This window comes from Collimonas sp. GW821-FHT07E08, assembly GCF_059418905.1.
This window is the reverse complement of sequence record NZ_JBWKQR010000001.1, coordinates 386,858-407,107: the sequence shown is the minus strand read 5'-3', so window position 1 is coordinate 407,107 and position 20,250 is coordinate 386,858. Positions and strand designations below refer to the sequence as shown.

Annotated in this window: 11 protein-coding genes and 1 pseudogene; 4 read left to right on the top strand and 8 right to left on the bottom strand. The window is 62.8% G+C overall.

Going from position 1 to position 20,250, the window contains the following annotated elements:
* The first annotated feature begins 192 nt into the window (after positions 1–192).
* Positions 193–2,268, top strand: coding sequence for a transketolase (gene tkt, locus AC07RZ_RS01875; RefSeq protein WP_494666682.1), 2,076 nt, complete (start codon positions 193–195; stop codon positions 2,266–2,268).
* Here tkt and AC07RZ_RS01870 read toward each other — a convergent pair.
* The 4 genes from AC07RZ_RS01870 to AC07RZ_RS01855 are packed head-to-tail and all read right to left on the bottom strand — an operon-like array spanning position 2,254 to position 6,611.
* Positions 2,254–3,564 (bottom strand): glucoamylase family protein, encoded by a 1,311-nt coding sequence (locus tag AC07RZ_RS01870; RefSeq protein ID WP_494666681.1) that lies wholly within the window; start codon positions 3,562–3,564, stop codon positions 2,254–2,256. The genes tkt and AC07RZ_RS01870 overlap by 15 nt on opposite strands.
* On the bottom strand, positions 3,561–5,228 hold the full coding sequence (gene pgm / locus AC07RZ_RS01865; RefSeq protein WP_494666680.1) for a phosphoglucomutase (alpha-D-glucose-1,6-bisphosphate-dependent): 1,668 nt from the start codon (positions 5,226–5,228) through the stop codon (positions 3,561–3,563). The genes AC07RZ_RS01870 and pgm overlap by 4 nt, the downstream gene beginning before the upstream one ends.
* Before the next feature lie 46 nt (positions 5,229–5,274).
* On the bottom strand, positions 5,275–6,309 hold the full coding sequence (gnd, locus tag AC07RZ_RS01860; RefSeq protein WP_494666679.1) for a phosphogluconate dehydrogenase (NAD(+)-dependent, decarboxylating): 1,035 nt from the start codon (positions 6,307–6,309) through the stop codon (positions 5,275–5,277).
* A 56-nt stretch (positions 6,310–6,365) separates the two neighbouring features.
* On the bottom strand, positions 6,366–6,611 hold the full coding sequence (locus tag AC07RZ_RS01855) for a hypothetical protein (RefSeq protein ID WP_494666678.1): 246 nt from the start codon (positions 6,609–6,611) through the stop codon (positions 6,366–6,368).
* Between the two features lie 322 nt (positions 6,612–6,933).
* On the opposite strand from AC07RZ_RS01855, the gene AC07RZ_RS01850 reads away from it, so the two are divergent.
* Positions 6,934–7,086, top strand: coding sequence for a DUF3309 domain-containing protein (locus AC07RZ_RS01850; protein WP_092392076.1), 153 nt, complete (start codon positions 6,934–6,936; stop codon positions 7,084–7,086).
* Positions 7,087–7,182: 96 nt separating this feature from the next.
* Here AC07RZ_RS01850 and AC07RZ_RS01845 read toward each other — a convergent pair whose 3' ends face one another.
* Together AC07RZ_RS01845 and AC07RZ_RS01840 are read right to left on the bottom strand one after the other, a co-directional pair.
* Positions 7,183–7,485, bottom strand: coding sequence for a glycine zipper domain-containing protein (locus AC07RZ_RS01845; RefSeq protein ID WP_144736131.1), 303 nt, complete (start codon positions 7,483–7,485; stop codon positions 7,183–7,185).
* A 74-nt stretch (positions 7,486–7,559) separates the two neighbouring features.
* Positions 7,560–7,799 (bottom strand): annotated as a pseudogene (locus tag AC07RZ_RS01840) (ferritin-like domain-containing protein); the annotation flags it as partial.
* 215 nt (positions 7,800–8,014) lie between these two features.
* Between AC07RZ_RS01840 and AC07RZ_RS01835 the strand changes: the two are divergent.
* Entirely contained in the window at positions 8,015–9,283 is a 1,269-nt protein-coding gene (locus tag AC07RZ_RS01835) for an NRAMP family divalent metal transporter (RefSeq protein ID WP_494666677.1), read from the top strand.
* Positions 9,284–9,380: 97 nt separating this feature from the next.
* Here AC07RZ_RS01835 and AC07RZ_RS01830 read toward each other — a convergent pair whose 3' ends face one another.
* On the bottom strand, positions 9,381–9,824 hold the full coding sequence (locus AC07RZ_RS01830) for an RcnB family protein (protein WP_494666676.1): 444 nt from the start codon (positions 9,822–9,824) through the stop codon (positions 9,381–9,383).
* 537 nt (positions 9,825–10,361) lie between these two features.
* Here AC07RZ_RS01830 and AC07RZ_RS01825 point away from each other — a divergent pair.
* Entirely contained in the window at positions 10,362–19,163 is an 8,802-nt protein-coding gene (locus AC07RZ_RS01825; RefSeq protein WP_494666675.1) for a GH36-type glycosyl hydrolase domain-containing protein, read from the top strand.
* Here AC07RZ_RS01825 and AC07RZ_RS01820 read toward each other — a convergent pair whose 3' ends face one another.
* Positions 19,164–20,204: a hypothetical protein gene (locus tag AC07RZ_RS01820; RefSeq protein WP_494666674.1), complete on the bottom strand. Its 1,041-nt coding sequence runs from the start codon at positions 20,202–20,204 to the stop codon at positions 19,164–19,166.
* Positions 20,205–20,250 lie beyond the last annotated feature (46 nt).

Below are 20,250 nucleotides of genomic sequence, written 5' to 3'. Positions count from 1 at the left end.
TTCACTGGAGGACGTGGGTGTAAATATCGGACTACCGGGGCTGGCGGTCGGGAAACATACCAGCACCACCCTGCCCAATTCCTCTGCTATTGTCAGTTGCATCAAACCGGTGAATAACGCCGCAAAGAGTGTTACCTTTCTTTGTGCGCACGCAGTATTCCCTTGCAACATTCCCCCTGAAGGAGTTGCCGAATGAGCTCAACGCTTCCCGCTTCCGCACTCGACGATTTATGCATCAACACTTTGCGCTTCCTGTCGGTAGACGCCGTACAGCAAGCCAATAGCGGCCATCCGGGATTGCCGCTGGGCGCAGCGCCGATGGCCTATGTATTGTGGACACAGTTCCTCAAGCACCACCCCGCCCACCCGCACTGGTTCGACCGCGACCGTTTCATCCTGTCGGCAGGTCATGGCTCGGCCTTGCTGTACAGCTTGCTGCACCTCAGCGGCTACGACCTGCCGCTGGAGCAAATCAAGCAGTTCCGCCAATGGGGAAGCCGCACGCCAGGCCATCCCGAGCGCGGCCTGACGCCGGGCGTCGAGGTCACCACCGGCCCGCTGGGACAGGGGTTTGCCAACGGCGTCGGCATGGCGATGGCGGAAGCCAACCTGGCCGCACGCTATAACCGCGGCGACCTCGACATCGTCAATCATTTCACCTACGGCATCGTGAGCGATGGCGACCTGATGGAGGGGATTGCCTCGGAAGCCGCGTCGCTGGCCGGCCACCTGCAGCTAGGCAAACTGATTTACCTGTACGACGACAACCGGGTGACGCTGTCCGCCGGCACTGACATTACTTTCAGCGAAGACCGCGCACAGCGCTTCGATGCCTATGGCTGGCATACGCAAACGGTGGAGGACGGCAATAACGTGGCTGCCATAGCGCGGGCGCTGGACGCAGCCCGCGGCGAAACCGGCAGGCCCTCGCTGATACTGGTGCGCACCCATCTCGGCTACGGCTCGCCCAACAAGCAAGACAGTTTCGAAGCCCACGGCTCGCCGCTCGGCGTGGAGGAACTGCGCCTGACCAAACAGAAGCTGGGCTGGCCTGAACAGCCCTCTTTCTATATTCCCGACGCGGCCGCTGCGCGCTTTCTTGAAGGCGGCCGCTCAGGGCAGGAAACCGAGGCAGCGTGGGAGCAGAAATTGTCCGCCTACCGGCAACAGTTCCCGCAGCTTGCACTGGAACTGCAGCAGCTCATGCAGGGCGGCCAGGCCGGCCTGCCGCCAGGCTGGGACGCAGGCATCCCGACATTTCCGGCAGACGCCAAAGGCATGGCGACGCGGGTCGCGTCAGGCAAGGTCATGAATGCCATCGCCGCGCATCTGCCGGCGCTGATCGGCGGCTCGGCAGATCTTGACCCGTCGACTTACACCGCCTTGAAAGGCCTGGGAGATTTCGAGCCCGGCGACATCATTGCCGGCGACCGCCAGGGTTCCGATGGCGGCGGCTGGAATTACAGCGGCCGCAACCTGCACTTCGGCGTGCGCGAGCACGCCATGGGCGCAATCCTCAACGGCATGGCGGCGCATGGCGGCATGCTGCCGTTCGGCGCTACCTTCCTGGTGTTTTCCGACTACATGCGGCCTTCGATCCGCCTTGCCGCCCTGATGGGCCTGCAAGTGGTGTATGTCTTTACCCATGACAGCATCGCCCTGGGTGAAGACGGCGCCACCCACCAGCCGGTGGAGCAGCTGGCCAGCTTGCGCGCGCTGCCCAACCTGGTGGTGCTGCGTCCCGCCGACGCCAACGAAACGGCAGCGGCCTGGCGGGTAGCGGTGCAGTCGCATCAACGGCCGGTGGCGCTGGTGCTGACACGGCAGAATCTCCCTACCCTGGACCGCACACGATTTGCCGGGGCGGAAGAATTGCAGCGCGGCGCCTACATCCTGGCCGACGCTGCCGGCGGCAAGCCCGACCTGATCCTGATCGCCAGCGGCTCGGAAGTGGCGCTGATCGTGGCAGCGGGCCAGCATATGGCAGCGCAGGACATCCAGGTGCGGATCGTTTCGATGCCGAGCTGGGAGTTGTTCGATGAACAGCCCCAGGCATATCGCGACACGGTGCTGCCGCCCGCGATCGGCGCCAGGCTGGCGGTGGAAGCCGGCGTGGCGCAGGGCTGGCACCGTTATGTCGGCGCGCGCGGCGATGTGCTCGCCGTGGACCGCTTCGGCGCCTCGGCGGCGGGCGAACTGGTGATGCACGAATACGGTTTTACCGTAGCCAGCGTCTGCCAGCGGGCGCTGGCCTTACTGCGCAGCTAACCAGCCGCCGCTGAATCCGGCGCGCCGCAAACCGTTCACGACATAGGGATTATTGCGCATCAGGCGCCACAGCATGTCGCTGCGGTAGTTCTCTATCATCAGGATGATCGGCCCTTGGTCGATGCCGAAATGCCAGGGCGATATCCAGCCGTAGGGATTGGCGCAATTGCACGGATAGCTGGGATTGAAGGTGGCCTTGAAGCCATAGGGATTGCCGGTTTTCAGGTCGACCTGGTGCACGAAATAATCGATGGTCGGCAACACGATTTCCGGCGCAAACGGCAGCGAAGCCACCACCACCCAAGGTGCAATCGTGCCGTCGTCCGGACCGTGCGGCACGCCGCGCGCCACATAGTCATAGAACTCGCGCTTGACGCCGTTGACCTCGAGTATCGCTGGCCCGGGGCCGTCGCTGGCGGTGATGCCCCAGCAAAATTCGCCATAACCGGCGAATCCGCCCGGATTGGCGATCGCATATTGCTGCTGCACCAGGGTAGCGCGGCGGCTGTTCTCGAAATAATCGATGCCTTTTGCTTGCATGGCGCCGTCCTGGATGCCGCGGAAATCGATCCAGATATGCGACAGCTGGTGGGTGAACAATGAGCCAGCGTAGAAATAATCGATGCCGTAGCTATGCTGCCACCGGTAAGCGGAAGCCCAGTCGCAATAGCTGTCGGCGGGCAGCGGATGCGACGGCGAACCAAGCCCGAGGATATATAGCAGCAGCGCTTCGTCATAACCGTCCCAGCGATTCGGCAAGAAACCCGATTCCGGTATCCAGCCCATCGATACCGCACCGCCGCCGGCTAGCGCCCACTGCCAGTCGACGCGCAAATACAATGCATCGGCCAGGCGCCGGATCTCGCCCTCATCGGCATTCGCCGCATCGTCGAAATAACCGCCCGCAACCAGCGCCCCGGCCAGGAAAAAAGTGGTGTCGATGGTAGACAGTTCGCATTGCCAGGCCCGGCGGCCGGTTTGCATATGCAGGAAGTGATAATAAAAACCCTTGTAGCCGGTCGCATCCGGTTCCGGCCCTTGCGGGCTATCCCAAAAGAAGCGCAAGGTCTGCAGCACCCGCTTGCGCGCTGCCGCCCGGCCGATGAAACCGCGCTCCACCGCTACCGGATAAGCCGCCAGCGCCAGGCCGACGGCGGCAATGCTGGCGGGCCAGCCGGGTGCTGTCTTGTCGACCACCAACCCATTTTCAGGGTTGGTTTCATGCATGAAATAGCTGAATGATTCACGCTGCAGCAGGTCCAGTTCGGCTGCCTCTGTCAGCGCTTTGCGTATCATGTCACTGCCGTCGGCGACGCTTGCGGGCTGCCTGCCAAGGTCGCGTCGACGATCGCCTGCGCCTCTTGCACGATGCGCTGCAGGTGTTCTTCACCGAGGAAACTCTCGGCATAGATCTTGTAGATATCTTCCGTGCCGGACGGCCGCGCGGCGAACCAGCCGCCTTCGGTGACCACCTTCAGTCCGCCTATCGAAGCCTGGTTGCCCGGCGCCTTGCTGAGGATGTGCTGGATTTTCTCGCCGGCCAGTTCATCGCACTGCACTTGCTGCGGCGACAAGGCCGACAGCATCTTTTTCTGCGCCGGCGTGGCCTTGGCTTCGACCCGGGTACTGACCGGATCACCCAGTTCCGCGGCCAGCTTGCGGTAGATCTCGCCCGGATCCCTGCCGTTGCGCGCCGTGATCTCCGCCGCCAGCAGGGCCGGCGCCAGGCCATCCTTGTCCGTGGTCCAGGCCGAACCATCCAGGCGCAGGAAAGAAGCGCCCGCGCTCTCTTCTCCGGCGAAGCCGAGCGAACCGTCATTCAGGCCGGCGGCGAACCATTTGAAGCCGGCCGGCACCTCATACAGCTCGCGGCCCAGCCTGGCGCAGACGCGGTCTATGAGCTGGCTGCTGACGATGGTCTTGCCGACCCGCGGCGCCGTGGACCATAGCGGACGATGCTGGAACAGGTAGTCGATGGCGACGGCAAGATAGTGGTTGGCCGGCAGCAGGCCGGCGCTTTTGGTGACGATGCCGTGGCGGTCATGGTCGGTATCGCAGGCACAGGCGATGTCGTAACGATCCTTCATTCCCAGCAGCCGCTGCATCGCGTAAGACGACGACGGATCCATGCGGATGCGGCCGTCCCAGTCCACGGTCATGAAACGGAAGGTCGGATCGACTTCGTCGCTGACCACGCTCAGGTTCAGCTTGTAGCGCTCGCCGATACGTTGCCAGTAATGGACCCCGGCCCCGCCCAGCGGATCGGCGCCGAGATGGATGCCGGCGCTGCGGATCGCGGCCATGTCGATCACCTGGTCGAGCTCGTTGACGTAGGTATTGAGGTAGTCGTAGCGATGGGTGGTGGGCAGCTGCAGCGCTTTTTCCACCGGCATTCTTTTGACGCCGCCGCTTTTCAGGAATGCATTGGCGGCCGCCTCGATCCAGCCGGTGACGTCGGTATCGGCCGCGCCGCCGTTGGGCGGGTTGTACTTGAAGCCGCCGTCTTGCGGCGAGTTGTGCGAAGGCGTGACCACGACGCCGTCAGCAAAGCCGCTGCTGCGGCCCTTGTTGTAGCGCAGGATGGCGTGCGACACCGCCGGCGTCGGCGTGTATTCGTCGTTCTCCGCCAGCATCACCTCAACGCCGTTGGCAGCCAGCACTTCCAGCGCGCTGGCACCGGCCGGGACCGACAATGCATGGGTATCGATGCCGAGGAACAGCGGGCCGGTGATGCCTTGCTTGCTGCGGTAGGCGCAAATGGCCTGGGTGATGGCCAGCACATGGGCTTCGTTGAAGCTGTTGTCGAAAGAGGAACCGCGATGGCCCGAGGTGCCGAACGCTACGCGCTGCTCGGGCACCGTCGGATCGGGAACATTCGTGTAGTAGGCGGTGACCAGTTTCGGCACATCCACCAGCAGCGATAACGGGGCCGGCTTGCCGGCCAGGGGACTTATTTTCATCTTGCATTTCCTGGACAATGGTAAGTAATCCTGTACATTGCCGCCATCAATCCCCCTGCTGCTGTTGCTGGGCAGGTTTTTCCACGTGCCCGCCGAATCCCTGGCGCATCGCCGACAATACCTTGTCTGCAAAATCGCCTTCGCCGCGCGAACTGAAACGCGTGAACAGCGCGGCGCTCAGGATCGGCACAGGCACCGCTTCATCGACAGCGGCATTGATCGTCCAGCGTCCTTCGCCGGAATCGGAGACGCGGCCGGCGTAGCTGTCCAGTCCGGGATCCTGCTGCAGCGCGCCGGCGGTAAGGTCGAGCAGCCATGAGCCGATCACGCTGCCGCGCCTCCACAGCTCGGTGATCTCGGGCAGGTCCAGTTCGTACTGGTAGTGTTCCGGATTGCGCAGCGGCGTGGTTTCCGCATCCGCTTCGTGACTGCGCTTGCCGACATTGGCGTTGCGCAGGATGTTCAAGCCTTCGGCGTAAGCGCCCATGATGCCGTATTCGATACCGTTGTGCACCATCTTGACGAAATGCCCAGCCCCTTGCGGACCGCAGTGCAGGTAGCCTTGTTCGGCGCTGCTGCCGGATTGCTTGCGGCCGGGCGTCGGGCCGGCGGCGCCGGCGCCGGGCGCCAGCGTGGCGAAGATCGGCGACAGGTGCTGCACCGCTTCCTTGTCGCCGCCTATCATCAGGCAATAACCGCGATCGTAGCCGGCCACGCCGCCGCTGGTGCCGACATCGACGTAATGGATGCCGCGCGCCATGAGGTCGGCGCCGCGCCGGATATCGTCATGGTAATAAGAATTGCCGCCATCGATCACGATATCGCCGGCCTCCAGCAAAGGCGCCAGCAAGGCCAGGTTTTCATCGACCACGGCGGCCGGCAGCATCAGCCATACCACGCGCGGCTTGCTCAGCTTGCCGACCAGGTCCTGCAGCGAAGAGGCGCCGGTCGCACCTTGATGCAGGAGCGCCTGCACCGCATCCTGGTGCAGGTCATACACCACGCATTGATGGTCGCCCTTGGTCAGGCGCCTTACCATGTTGGCGCCCATGCGCCCCAAGCCAATCATCCCTAGCTGCATCGTGCCTCTCCTCGCTGAATAATCTGTATCGCTGAATTTTTCACATCAACCTGTTTTCAGGTTTCTTTTTTCCTGCCTTTTTCTATCATCGAAATGGCGAACACGCGCGCCTCTGCCTCGGCCTCCTGCTCGGTATGGAATACCGTATCGACCGCCACCCGCTGCGACGGGAAGATATCGTTTCTATGCATGGGATTGCAGGAAGGACCATAGATCGCCAGGTTGGCGCCCCAGTCTTCGCTGTCGGGCAGCTGGATTCCGGAATATTCGATTTCATATTCACCAATTGTTTCGGTAGGCATTGCAATCTCCGGACGGTATATAAACGGCTCAAACGGCTAAACAGGCAGCCGGGCCGGCATCTGCGGATTTTGTATTTTGGCACAATAAACGCGGCGCTTTCGATCAGACCATATTTTGACCGACGCAGCTACTGTCAACGTCTACAGCGCACCTTGGCGGCAGGCAGGCAACCGGTTTTGTACGCCAGCGCACAGACCTTGTGATCTTTCCGGATTATCTTGGTTCCACTCCTGGCGGGAAATAATTCCGACGCCAAGTTCCTGTTGCAAGCCGCACGCTCTTGCTTGCCAACCAGTCTGCCAACTTCTTTAGGAGCCAAGCATGAGCACCATCTTACTCGTCATCCTGATCCTCATTGTCATCGGCGCCTTGCCCAGCTGGCCGCACAGCCGCAGCTGGGGCTACGGTCCGAGCGGCATCACCGGCCTGATCGTGGTCATCCTGATCGTCATGCTGTTGACCGGGCGGCTTTGAAATAACCTGCTGCAATAAACAAGGCGTGGCGCAATATGCGCCACGCCGTCGTCCCGCGGCAGCGAAACAGCGATCCTGTTTTACGGCGCTGCCGGGCTATCTCTTGGTCAAGATCACACCGACCAGAAATCCCACTCCGGCTGCTGTGGTCAATGCCCGCCATGGATTATCCTTGACGTAGCTCTCGGCCGAATCGGCCATTTCGCGGCCGGCGACGCGGGCGCTGGCTTGCGCTTCCTGTGCGGTGGCCACGGCCTTGTCGAGCAGGCGCATGCCGCGATTGCGCATTTCATCCGCTTTGTCGCCGGTCAAGTCAGCCGCTGCCAGGAACAAGGCTTGCGCATCCTTGATCAGTTTTTTCACGTCATCGTTGACGGCCTTCAAATTTGATTCAAGCAAGATAATCTCCTCAAAGTAGCAGTAGTGAAACGTTATCGGCGCGTTAGCGCCTGTCCTCAAGACAGGCCCGGCATTCAAGCCAGCAGGTCGCGCATGTAGTCGGCGTGCTTTTCTTCCTTGGCCATGGTCCCGACCAGCATCATGCAGGTAGTCGGATCGCTGTCGCCGATTCTTTCTGTCATCTGGCGATAAGCTTCAATCGCCACCCGTTCGGCAATCAGGTTAGCCTTGATCATGGCCATGACGTAGTCCGCAGCGTCGTATTCCGCCTGGCTGCGCCGCACCAGCGTGTCCGGATTGAAGCCAGGCTTGCCGATGCGTTCAATGCATGGGCTCAATGTATGGCGCCGGCCAGAAAAAATCGGTGCGCTGACACACATAGCGCCAGCTTTAGCTGTGATGAAAGAATTATTTTTTTGCAAATTCGCCAACACCTTGCCATGGTTTGTGCGCCAGCGCACAGACCATGGCCGGCATTGGACAATAGGCTGTCAGGAAACTGGTTTTCTGACATGGAGACGGTTCTTCAATGACAAATCCGGACGCAAAAAAAACATGGCTTAGCGAACTCGGGCCAGGGCTGATCACCGGCGCCGCGGATGACGATCCCAGCGGCATCGCCACTTATTCGCAAGCGGGTGCGCAGTTCGGCCTGAACCTGCTGTGGACACTGTGCCTGACCTATCCGCTGATGGTCGGCATCCAGGTCATCAGCGCCAAGATCGGCCGGGTCAGCGGCCACGGCCTGGCTACCAACATCCGCCGCCATTATCCGCGCTGGCTGCTGTACGGCATCGTCGGCCTGCTGCTGGTCGCCAACACCATCAATATCGCGGCGGATGTCGCCGCCATGGGCGAAGCCCTGAAACTGCTGGCCGGCGGCCCGGCCCACCTGTATGCATTGGGATTCGGCCTGCTGTCGCTGCTGCTGCAGATTTTCATTCCCTACGATCGTTATGTGCGGATCTTGAAATGGCTGACGCTGGCCTTGCTCGCTTACGTCGGCACGGCATTCGTGGTGCATACGCCCTGGGCCGACGCCGCCGCCAAAACCGTCTGGCCGCAGCTGTCCTGGAAGCCGGCCTATATCACCACGGTCGTCGCGGTATTCGGCACCACCATCAGCCCTTACCTGTTCTTCTGGCAGGCGTCGCAGGAAGTCGAAGAACAAAAGGCGCAGCCTGGGGCCAAGCCGCTGCGGGACGCGCCAGGCCAGGCCGGCGCCAATTTCCGCAGGATCACTGTCGACACCACGATCGGCATGGGTTTTTCCAATATCGTCGCCTACTTCATCATGCTGACCACGGCGGTGACGCTTGGCCTGCACGGCATTACCGATATCCAGACTTCGGCGCAAGCGGCGTCGGCCTTGCGCCCGATCGCCGGCGAATTCGCCTTCTGGCTGTTCAGCGCCGGCATCATCGGCACCGGCATGCTGGCGGTGCCGGTGCTGGCAGGCTCAGCCGCTTACGCCATGGCCGGCGCTTTCCACTGGAAGAACGGATTGGAGATGAAACCTTTGCTGGCCAAGAAATTCTACGGCATCATCGCCGTCTCGACCGCTATCGGGGTGGTGCTCTGCTTTACTCCCATAGATCCAATCAAGGCCCTGTACTGGAGCGCCGTGATCAACGGCGTCATTTCGGTGCCCATCATGGCGGTCATGATGCTGATGGCGGCACATCCCAAGATCATGGGGCAGTTCGTGATCGGCGCCAGGCTGAAGATACTGGGCTGGTCCTGCACCGGGGTCATGGCGCTCGCCGTATTGACGATGTTCTGGACCCTGGGGAAATAAGCCGGGGTCTCCAGAATAAATAAAGCCCTCCCGTTCACCTGCACGGGAGGGCCTTGTCGTTTTGCGTCACGGGATGCGGGACGCAAACGCTGTCCTGTCAGTTGTTCAGCAGGAGCTGCAAGATGATGCCGGTGGAAATCGCCACCAATACGTAGTCGCCGCCGGTCTGCACCCAATGGTAGCCGCGCGGCGGCGCACTCAGGTGATGCCCGCGCCAGTCATCGACTACATACTGGCGGTTGCGGTATTCGGGCGGCAGCCGCTGCCCCCGATAGAACTCGTGGTAGGGGCCGGCGCCTCGCTCGCCCTGCCGCTCACCCTGCTGCCGGTCGCCATGCCAGTCGCCGCGCTGATCGCGGTTTTGCTGGCCGCGGCCCCTATCGTCGCGATGATCCTGCTGCCGCCCCTGGTCGTCGCGGCGATCGCCTTGGTCGTTGCGTTGCGGGCGGTCGTTGCGGTCGCCGTAATTCTGGGCAGAAGCAAATCCTCCCGCAGCCAGGGATACCGCCATGATGGCGGATGCAATTGCTTTCATTTTCATCTCAGTCTCCATTTACGGGAAGCACCATATTCGTCGCGTGCACTTGATCGCGGGTCTTGCGGTTATGCAGCCAGGACCTGTCTGGACGATAAGCCGATCCGGCCGTCGAATCTGTGCGCCAGCACACGTAACCGGCAAATAGATGGCGGCCGACGCCCAATGGCCAGGGCACTCCCGATTTCCATTATGTGCGGCAGCGCACTGAATTTATCCGCCGCTTCAGGTAGCCTGATCCGGTCCCACAGCCTCATCTGCGGCGGCCAGACCAGTAGCAGATTGATATTCAAAAATTGTCCGGGGAAACTGTTAAGCTGTATCAAACACATATCAAGCTTGTATCAAGCTGCATCACGCAGGAGGTCCGCAGGAAATCAGTCCGCGGATTATCAGTCTGTGCCCTTGCTGCCCCAATCTCTATCGTCCCCTGCCGCTTCTCCTAGCAAGGAGGTCCGGCCGGGCCAGAATCAGATCTCTGACTCTTCCACGCCATGCGATCCGGTTCCTTCCTGATTCATTGCATAAATAGAAACGTCAGAATTGAAATCAGATAACGAATCCCTGCGCCGGGCGCTGCGCGACAATTTGCTCGACATCAAAAATGCCCTGTTGCCGGGCAGCCTGCGCAATGGTCCGGCCAGCGACGAATTGCCGCTGCGCGCGGAGCTGTTCAGCGCCTTGCAGATGGAACAGCATGGCCGGGTGCTGGCCAACGCCCACAAGCTCAGCAGCGCACGCGGGCGCGACCAGCTGCTGTCGCGCCTGGCCGACAATGAAAACGTCATCATCGATGCCTGCAGCCTGCTGACCGAAGCGATCCGGGCCGGACGCCAGGTGACGCCGGCGGCGGAATGGCTGCTCGACAATTTCTACCTGATCGAAGAACAGATCCGCACCGCCAAGCGCCACCTGCCGAAGAACTACAGCAGGGAATTGCCGCGCCTGCTGCGCGGCAGCTCGGCCGGCCGGCCGCGGGTCTATGACATCGCGCTGGAAACCATTTCCCATGGCGACGGCCGCGTCGATCCGGAAAGCCTGAGCCGCTTTGTCGCCGCCTACCAGCAAGTCACGCCCTTGAAACTGGGCGAACTGTGGGCGATTCCGATCATGCTGCGCCTGGCGCTGATCGAAAACCTGCGGCGCGTCGCCGCCCGCCTGGCGCTCACCAGCTTCAACCGCAACCTGGCCGATTCCTGGGCCGACGCCATGGTGGAAAGCGCCGAAAACGACCCCAGCAACCTGATCTTGCTGGTAGCCGACATGGCACGCTCCGATCCGCCCATGGATAGTTCATTCGTGGCCGAACTGGTGCGCCGCCTGCAAGGGCAAAGCCCGGCGCTGACGCTGCCCATGACCTGGCTGTCGCAGCGCCTGGCGGAATCCGGCCAGGCCATCGAGCAGCTGGTCCAGCTGGAGACGCAGCAGCAGGCCGCCGACCAGGTATCGATCAGCAACAGCATCGGCAGCCTGCGCTTCCTCAGCGCCATGGACTGGCGCGAATTCGTCGAAACCATGAGCGTGGTCGAGCATGCCTTGCGCAAGGATCCGGCCGACGTCTATGCCCGCATGGATTTCTCTACCCGCGACCACTATCGGCACGTGATTGAAAGAATCGCCCGCCACAGCAGCTTGCCGGAATTTGAAATAGCCGAACACGCAATCCGGCTCGCCGGCACGCAAGCGCCGCAAAACGGCGCCGACCAGCGCAGCACCCACGTCGGCTACTACCTGGTCGGCCAAGGCCTGCCGCAGCTGGAACGGGCAGTCGCGTTCAAGCTGCCGAAACTGGAAGCGCTGCGCCGCGCCGGCAAGGCCGCGCCCCTGAGCGCCTACCTGGCCAGCATATTGCTGATCACCCTCGCCGCCAGCGCCGGCATCGCCTTCAAGGCCTATGCCGGCGGCGCCAGCCAATGGATGCTGGCCATGGTAGCGCTGCTGGCGCTGGTCGCCAGCAGCCAGCTGGCGCAAGCCATGGTCAACTGGCTGGTTACGCTGGTCGCGCTGCCGCACCCGCTGCCGCGCATGGATTTTTCGGATGGCGTTCCGGCCTCGTCGCAGGCCCTGGTGGCGGTGCCCACGATACTGTCGAACAGGCAGAACATCGACAGCCTGACGGAAGCCCTGGAGGTGCGCTTTCTCGCCAACCGCGATCCCAACCTGCGCTTTTGCCTGCTGACCGACTTCGCGGACGCCGATGCGGAAATCCTGCCCGGGGACGACGCCCTGCTGCAGCATATCGAACACAATATCCAGGAGCTGAACAAGAAACATCGCCAGGATCACGGCGATAATTTCCTGCTGCTGCACCGTCCGCGCCGCTGGAACCCGCATGAAAAAACCTGGATGGGCTACGAACGCAAGCGCGGCAAGCTGGCCGACCTCAATGCTTTCCTGCGCGGCGGCGGCGCCGGCGCCTTCTCTCTGATAGTCGGCGATGCCGGAGGCCTCGGCAATGTCAGGTACGTGATCACGCTCGACACCGATACCGAACTGCCGCGCGACGCCGCCCGCCAGTTCGTGGCCACCATGGCGCATCCGCTGAATCGCGCGCTGTACGACGCCGGCCGCCAGCGCGTGGTGGAAGGCTACGGCATCCTGCAGCCACGCATAGCGGTCAGCCTGCCCAGCGCAGGCGCCTCCCGCTACGAACTGCTGTGCGGCGGCGAAACCGGCATCGATCCTTACACCCGCACAGTGTCCGACGTCTACCAGGACATCTTCGGCGAAGGCTCTTTCGTCGGCAAAGGCATCTACGATGTCGACGCCTTCGAACAGACCTTGAAGGACCGCATGCCGGAAAACCGCGTGCTCAGCCACGACCTGCTGGAAGGCTGCTACGCGCGCGCCGGCCTGCTCAGCGATGTCCAGCTGTACGAACAATATCCGTCGCGCTATAGCGCCGACGCCGGCCGCCGCCATCGCTGGATACGCGGCGACTGGCAGATTGCTTCCTGGCTGCTGCCGCGGGTGCCGGGCGCACGCGATGCCGCCAGCGGCAAGATCGGCCACCACCGCAATCCACTGTCCGCCCTGTCGCGCTGGAAGCTGTTCGACAACCTGCGCCGCAGCCTCGTTCCGTTCGCGCTGACGGCCTTGCTGCTGGCCGGCTGGACCGGCCTGCCTTCAGCCTGGTTCTGGACCGGCGCCGCGCTCGGCATCCTGCTGATCCCGTCGCTCTGCGCCAGCGTGCTGAGCCTGCTGCGCAAGCCGGACGATGTACTGCTGCGGCAGCATCTTTCGGCATCGCTGCATGCGGCCCTGCAGCATTTCGCCCATGCCGCGCTGACCCTGGTTTTCCTGCCATATGAAGCCGCGCTCAACCTCGACGCCATCATCCGCACGCAATGGCGCATCCTGGTTTCGCACCGCAAGCTGCTGGAATGGCAGCCTTCCAGCGAGGCCAGCCGCCTGGCCAGCAACGGCTTGCTGTCCTACTACCGGTCGATGTGGATCGCGCCGGCGATTGCGCTGGCGACGGCAACCTGGCTGGTGGTGAGGAATCCGTCCGTCCTGCAGGCGGCGGGCGCCGTCCTGCTGCTGTGGTGGCTGTCGCCCCTCGTCGCCTGCTGGATCAGCCAGCCGATTGCGCGCCGCGCGGTGCAGCTGTCGGGCGAGCAGACCCGGTTCCTGAAATCGCTGTCGCGCAAGATGTGGCTGTTTTTTGAAACCTATGTCGGCCCCGAGGACAACTGGCTGCCGCTCGACAACGTGCAGGAGCATCCGGTCGCGGTGGTGGCACGCCGCACTTCTCCCACCAACATAGGCTTGTCGTTGCTGGCCAACCTGAGCGCCTATGATTTCGGCTACATCCCTTCGGGCCAGCTGCTGGAACGTACCCAAAACACTTTCCAGACCTTGGCTTCGCTGGAACGTTACCAGGGACATTTCTATAACTGGTACGACACCCAATACCTGAAGCCGCTGCAGCCGATTTATGTCTCGACCGTCGACAGCGGCAACCTTGCCGGCCACCTGATGACATTGCGGCCAGGTTTGAACGGGCTGCTCGATGCGCCGATATTCGACCCCAGGGTATTCTCCGGCATCCGCGACACCTATGAAATCCTGCGCGCCACTGCCGGCGGCGGGCCGCTGGCCAAGCTGGTCCAGTTCGAAAAAGACTTGCAGGACGCCTGCGAATCGGCGCCAGCCACCCTGACCGTGGCGCACGATTGCCTGCAGGGGCTTAGCCACTGCGCCGCCGGTTTTGTGGCCGGCCTCGACACCGTTCCCGACACCCAGCTCAATGTCTGGGCGCGCGCGCTGGCCAGCCAGTGCCGCGAAGCCCTGAACGAGCTGGTTATCCTGGCGCCGTGGATATCCGCGCTGGCGCCGGCGGAATGGATCGCCGCATTCCCGCAGCTCGACCGGATTCCGACCTTGCGCCAGCTGGCGCGGACCCATGCCGACCTGGCGCCGCTGCTGGAACCGGCCCTTGCCGGCGATGGCGATCCGCGCCAGGACCAGGCCTCGGCCACCCTCCGCCAGCTGGTGGCAGAGGGCAGCCGGCACGCCGCCGAACGCATGCTGCTGATCGAGCAGCTGGTGACCCAGGCCGGCGAATTCGCCCGCATGGAATACGGTTTCCTGTACGACCCCGCCACCCATCTGCTGGCCATCGGCTATAACGTCAGCGAACGCCGGCGCGACGTCAGCTTCTACGACTTGCTGGCGTCTGAAGCCAGGCTCGCCACCTTCGTCGCCATCGCCCAGGGCCAACTGCCGCAGGAAAGCTGGTTCGCGCTGGGGCGCCAGCTCACCATCGCCGGCGGCGATCCGATCCTGCTGTCGTGGAGCGGATCGATGTTCGAATACCTGATGCCTTTGCTAGTCATGCCGAATTTTGAAAACACCCTGCTCGGCCAGACTTACCAGTCGGCGGTAAGGCGGCAAATCGAATACGGCATGCAGCGCGGCGTGCCTTGGGGCATTTCGGAATCGGGCTACCATACATTCGACGCCAGCCTCAATTACCAGTACCGCGCATTCGGCGTACCGGGCCTGGGCTTCAAGCGCGGACTCGGCGACGACCTGGTGATCGCTCCGTATGCATCGATGATGGCGCTGATGGTGTCGCCGGAAGAAGCATGCCGTAACCTGCAGCAGCTGTCGGCCGAAGGTTTCGAGGGCGAATACGGCTTCTTCGAAGCAATCGACTACACGCCGTCGCGCCTGCCGCGCGGACAAGCCAGCGTGGTCATCCGCTCTTTCATGGCGCATCACCAGGGCATGGGTTTCCTGTCGCTGGCGTACCTGCTGCTGGACCGGCCCATGCAAAAACGCTTCGAATCGGACCCGCTGTTCCAGGCCACCATGTCGCTGCTGCACGAGCGCGTGCCGAAAGCCAGCGCGACCTATTCCAACACCACCGAACTGGCCGACATCCGCACCGCCGTGGCTGACCAGGGCATGCAGATGCGGGTGCTGCAACGTCCGGATCCGCGTACGCCGGAAGTGCAGCTGCTGTCGAACGGCCGTTATCACGTGATGATCACCAGCGCCGGCGGCAGCCGCAGCCGCTGGAACGATCTCGCCGTGACCCGCTGGCAGGAAGACAGCACGCGCGACAACTGGGGCGCCTTCTGTTATGTGCGCGAACTGAACGGCGGCGAACCCGGCCATTTCTGGTCGACCGCTTTCCAGCCGACGCTGGCGCAGCCGGACAGCTACGAAGTGATCTTCTCCGAAGGCCGCGCCGAATTCCGCCGGCGCGACAACAGTTTCGACATGCATACCGAAATCGTGGTGTCGCAGGAAGACGATATCGAATTGCGCCGTACCCGCATCGTCAACCGCTCGCGCTCGCGCCGCACCATCGACATCACCAGCTATGCCGAAGTGGTGCTGGCGCCGGCCGCCGCCGACGCCACCCACCCGGCCTTCAGCAACCTGTTCGTGCAGACTGAAATCGTGGCTGCCCAGCGCGCTATCCTGTGCACGCGCCGGCCGCGCTCCATGCATGAAAAGATGCCGTGGATGTTCCACCTGATGGCGCTGCACGGCGCCGATATCGACGCCGTATCGTATGAAACCGACCGCATGCAGTTCATCGGCCGCGGCAATACCTTGGCTGCGCCGCAAGCGATGCGCCGGCAAGGCCCGCTGGCAGGCAACGCCGGCCCGGTGCTCGATCCGATCGTCGCCATCCGTTACCAGATCACGCTGGAAGCGGAACAGACCGCCACCATCGACATGGTGACCGGCATCGGCGATTCGCGCGACATCTGCCTCGGCCTGATCGAAAAATACCAGGATCGCCACCTGGCGGACCGGGTCGTCGAATTGTCCTGGCCGCACAGCCAGGTGGTGCTGCGCCAGCTCAACGCCAGCGAAGCCGACGCCCAGCTTTACAGCCGGCTGGCGAATTCGGTGATCTATGTCAATCCGCTGCTGCGCGCCGACGCCAGCGTCCTGGTCCGCAACCATCGCGGGCAGTCCGGCTTGTGGGGCTACGCCATTTCCGGCGACCTGCCGATCGTGCTGGTGCGCCTCAAGAGCCAGGACAACATCGAACTGGTGCGGCAGCTGGTGCAGGCCCACGCCTACTGGCGTTCGAAAGGACTGGCGGTCGACCTGGTGATCTGGAACGAAGACCACGCGGGTTACCGGCAATTGCTGCAAGAGCAGATCATGGGGCTGATTTCATCGGTCACCGGCGCCCATGAAATCGACCGCCCGGGCGGCATTTTCGTGCGCCTGGTCGACCAGATCTCGGATGAAGACCGGGTCTTGTTCCAGTCGGTGGCGCGGGTCATCCTGAGCGACAGCCGCGGTACGCTGGCCGAACAGATCAACCGCCGCGACCTGATGGAGATCCGGCTGCCGCGCCTGATACCGGCACTGAAACAAACACTGCCCGCAATGCCGCCGGAAATCCGGCTGCCGCAGCGCGAGCTGGACCTGGCGAACGGCACCGGCGGCTTCACGGCTGACGGCCGCGAGTATGTCATCACCACCTCCAGCACCCGGCTGACGCCGGCGCCCTGGGTCAACATCATCGCCAACCCGGAATTCGGCAGCGTGATTTCGGAAAGCGGACAGGCATACAGCTGGGGCGAAAACGCCCATGAATTCCGGCTCACGCCGTGGGCCAACGATCCGGTCAGCGACGGCGGCGGCGAAGTGTTCTACCTGCGCGACGAAGAAAGCGGACATTACTGGTCGCCGACACCGCTGCCCCGCTGCGGCAGCGGCAGCGGCGACTACGTGACCCGGCACGGCTTCGGCTACAGCGTGTTCGAACATGTCGAGGATGGCGTTGTTTCCGAATTGACCGTGTATGTCGCGGTCGATGCCTCGGTCAAGTATTCGGTGCTGCGGGTACGCAACGAGTCCGACAGCATGCGCAAGCTTTCCGCCACCGGCTACGTCGAATGGGTGCTGGGCGACTTGCGCCCTAAATCGTCCATGCACATCGTCACTGAAACCGATCCGGCCACCGGCGCCCTGTTTGCGCGCAATCCCTACAATACCGAATTCACCGAGCGCGCCGCGTTCTTCGATGTCGACGCCAGCAACCGCAGCGTCAGCGGCGACCGCAATGAATTCATAGGCCGCAACGGATCGCTACAAAAACCCGCGGCGATGGAACGGCTGCGCCTGTCCGGCAAGGTCGGCGCCGGTTTCGATCCATGCGCCGCACTCCAGGTGCAGTTCGAACTGAACCAGGGCCAGCAGCGCGAAATCGTCTTCATCCTTGGCATGGCTGATACCCGCCAGACCAATGCCAGCAGCCTGGTGCAACGCTATCGCGGCGGCGCCGCGGCGCATGAAGCGCTGCAGGCGGTACATGCTTTCTGGGAACATACGCTGGGCGCAGTCCAGGTAAAAACACCGGACCGCGAGCTGGACCTGCTCGCCAACGGCTGGCTGATGTACCAAGTCATCGCTTGCCGCCTGTGGGCGCGCAGCGGCTACTACCAGTCCGGCGGCGCCTTCGGCTTCCGCGACCAGCTGCAGGACGCCATGGCGCTGGTGCACTGCCAGCCGCAGCTGCTGCGCGCCCACCTGCTGCTGTGCGCCGCCCACCAGTTCATCGAAGGCGACGTCCAGCACTGGTGGCATCCGCCCAGCGACCGCGGCGTGCGCACCCATTGCTCCGACGACTTCCTGTGGCTGCCGCTGGCAGTCCACCGTTACGTCAGCAGCACCGGCGACCGCAGCGTGCTGGACGAGAGCGTGCATTTCCTGGAAGGCCGCGCGGTCAATCCGGACGAGGATTCCTACTACGACCTGCCAAGCCATTCGAGCCAGGCCGCAACCTTGTACCAGCATTGCGTGCGCGCCATCGAGAGAGGCTTGAGATTTGGCGTGCATGGCTTGTCGCTGATGGGATCATGCGACTGGAACGACGGCATGGACAAGGTCGGCGACAAAGGCAAAGGCGAAAGCGTCTGGCTCAGCTTTTTCCTGTACGACGTGCTGGCCGGATTTGCCGAAGTCGCGCTCGGCCAGCAGGACCAGGCATTCGCCGACCGTTGCCGTGCCGAGGCCGGCCGGCTGCAGGGAAACATCGCCAAGAACGGCTGGGACGGCGGCTGGTACCGGCGCGCCTATTTCGACGACGGCACGCCGCTCGGCTCCGCCCAGAATGTCGAATGCCAGATCGATTCGATTTCGCAAAGCTGGGCGGTGCTGTCCGGCGCCGGCGATCCGCAACGGGTGCAGGCTGCGATGCAGGCAGTCGACCAGCGCCTGGTGCGGCGCAAAGACGGCATCATCCAGCTGCTGGATCCGCCGTTCGACAAATCCGACCAGGACCCGGGCTACATCCGCGGCTATGTTCCCGGCGTGCGCGAAAATGGCGGGCAGTATACGCATGCCGCCATCTGGACCGTGATGGCGTTCGCCAAGCTGGGCGACCGCCAGCGCGCGTGGGAACTGATGCGTTTGATCAATCCGCTCAACCACGGCAAGACTGCCGAAAAAATCGCCATCTACAAGGTCGAGCCCTATGTGGTGGCGGCCGACGTCTACGCCGGAGCACCGCACGTCGGCCGCGGCGGCTGGACCTGGTACACCGGGTCGGCCGGGTGGATGTACCGCCTGATCGTGGAATCGCTGCTGGGCCTGAGGCTGGAAGGCAACAAGCTGCACGTCGCCCCGTGCCTGCCGCACGACTGGGATACCTATAGCATGGATTATCGATACCGAGACACCATGTACAAGATAGTGGTAACGCAGACCGCTGCCGAGGACGCCATCGCCCATTTCAAGGTAGATGGCGCGGCGCAGGAAGATAGCGCGATTGCTTTGATAGATGACCAGCGCGAACATGCGGTGGAGATCCTGATGCGCTCACTGCCTGGAGCAGACACAACACCCCAGGCGGGACATGCGTGATCAGCGGTCCAGCTTGTCGCGCAAGGCTGCCTTTCCTTGAGGCGTCAGGTACGGGCCGAGTTTTGCATAAGGGACCAGGAAATCTTGCTCGCAGCCGGTGCCGTATGCCTCTTCCCAGAACTGCATGCCGTCGTTCTTGAGCGATACGCGATAATCGCCTTCACCCTTGTAGCCGCCCTGGCATTCCTTATCCAGTTTCAGGTTCTTGAACAGGAATTTTTTCAGCTTGTCCGGCAACGGATTGGCGTTGTCGTCGGGCGGTTTGGCGATGAACCACTGCCACAGGTTGATCTCCTCGCCGCTCTGCAGGTCCCAGGTACGGTAGTCGAGCGTGATGCCGTTGCGGCCGTATCCCGCGGCCCAGCGGTAAAAATTGATGGTGATCCAGCGTGCTGACCAGAACACCGGTTCAGTATGCGTTTCATCTTCTGCCGCCAGGCCCATGTCGCCGAGAAACCGGCGGCGCGTGGCAAAATAGTCGGCGATGTCTTTGGGCTTGCCGGGCAGGTCGGCGCGCAGCGTCCGGTTGAGGCCGGCCAGCCGGTCGCCTGGCTCCAGCAATTCAAGCGTGACGACATCGGCAATCCGCAGGGTGCGGTATTTCTTGCCCTCGAATTCCTGCACCTTGCCAACCTGCAGCGCCGGTAAAACTTCCAGCTCCAGGTTATAGGCGTCGCTGCCGCAAGCATTTCCTTCACCGTCCCAACTGACCCGGGCCAGCGCCAGCGCTTGCGGCTTGCCGCCTTTCGGATTGCGCCAGCTGCCCAGCAATTTGTCGCCTGCGGGTGGTTCCAGCGTCCATGCGCCGGTGCCGTCGCCTTCTTTCCAGCCCGCCTGCCCTGCTTCCATTTTCAGCTGGATCGGTTTCTTGTAGCGCACATAATAATAGCTGCCGTTCGCTTCGCCGCCGTCAGCCTTGTTGAAGCAGGCGGCAATCTCTGCATTGCCCAGCTTGCCGCGCCACACGCCGGCAAGCGCAGGGGCCGCAGCTGCATGCGCCAGGAGCGGCAGGTAGAACAGGACGATCAGCAGTCGGCGCATTAAAATCCTTCGGGTTGATGTGGTAGCGGTGCGCTAATTTAGCATG

Bases quoted from the DNA above. Each gene is read 5' to 3' on its own strand.
- tkt (WP_494666682.1), top strand. From the start codon at position 193: ATGAGCTCAACGCTTCCCGCTTCCGCACTCGACGATTTATGCATCAAC.
- AC07RZ_RS01820 (WP_494666674.1), bottom strand. From the start codon at position 20,204: ATGCGCCGACTGCTGATCGTCCTGTTCTACCTGCCGCTCCTGGCGCAT.
- gnd (WP_494666679.1), bottom strand. From the start codon at position 6,309: ATGCAGCTAGGGATGATTGGCTTGGGGCGCATGGGCGCCAACATGGTA.
- AC07RZ_RS01855 (WP_494666678.1), bottom strand. From the start codon at position 6,611: ATGCCTACCGAAACAATTGGTGAATATGAAATCGAATATTCCGGAATC.
- AC07RZ_RS01870 (WP_494666681.1), bottom strand. From the start codon at position 3,564: ATGATACGCAAAGCGCTGACAGAGGCAGCCGAACTGGACCTGCTGCAG.
- AC07RZ_RS01850 (WP_092392076.1), top strand. From the start codon at position 6,934: ATGAGCACCATCTTACTCGTCATCCTGATCCTCATTGTCATCGGCGCC.
- pgm (WP_494666680.1), bottom strand. From the start codon at position 5,228: ATGAAAATAAGTCCCCTGGCCGGCAAGCCGGCCCCGTTATCGCTGCTG.
- AC07RZ_RS01830 (WP_494666676.1), bottom strand. From the start codon at position 9,824: ATGAAAATGAAAGCAATTGCATCCGCCATCATGGCGGTATCCCTGGCT.
- AC07RZ_RS01835 (WP_494666677.1), top strand. From the start codon at position 8,015: ATGACAAATCCGGACGCAAAAAAAACATGGCTTAGCGAACTCGGGCCA.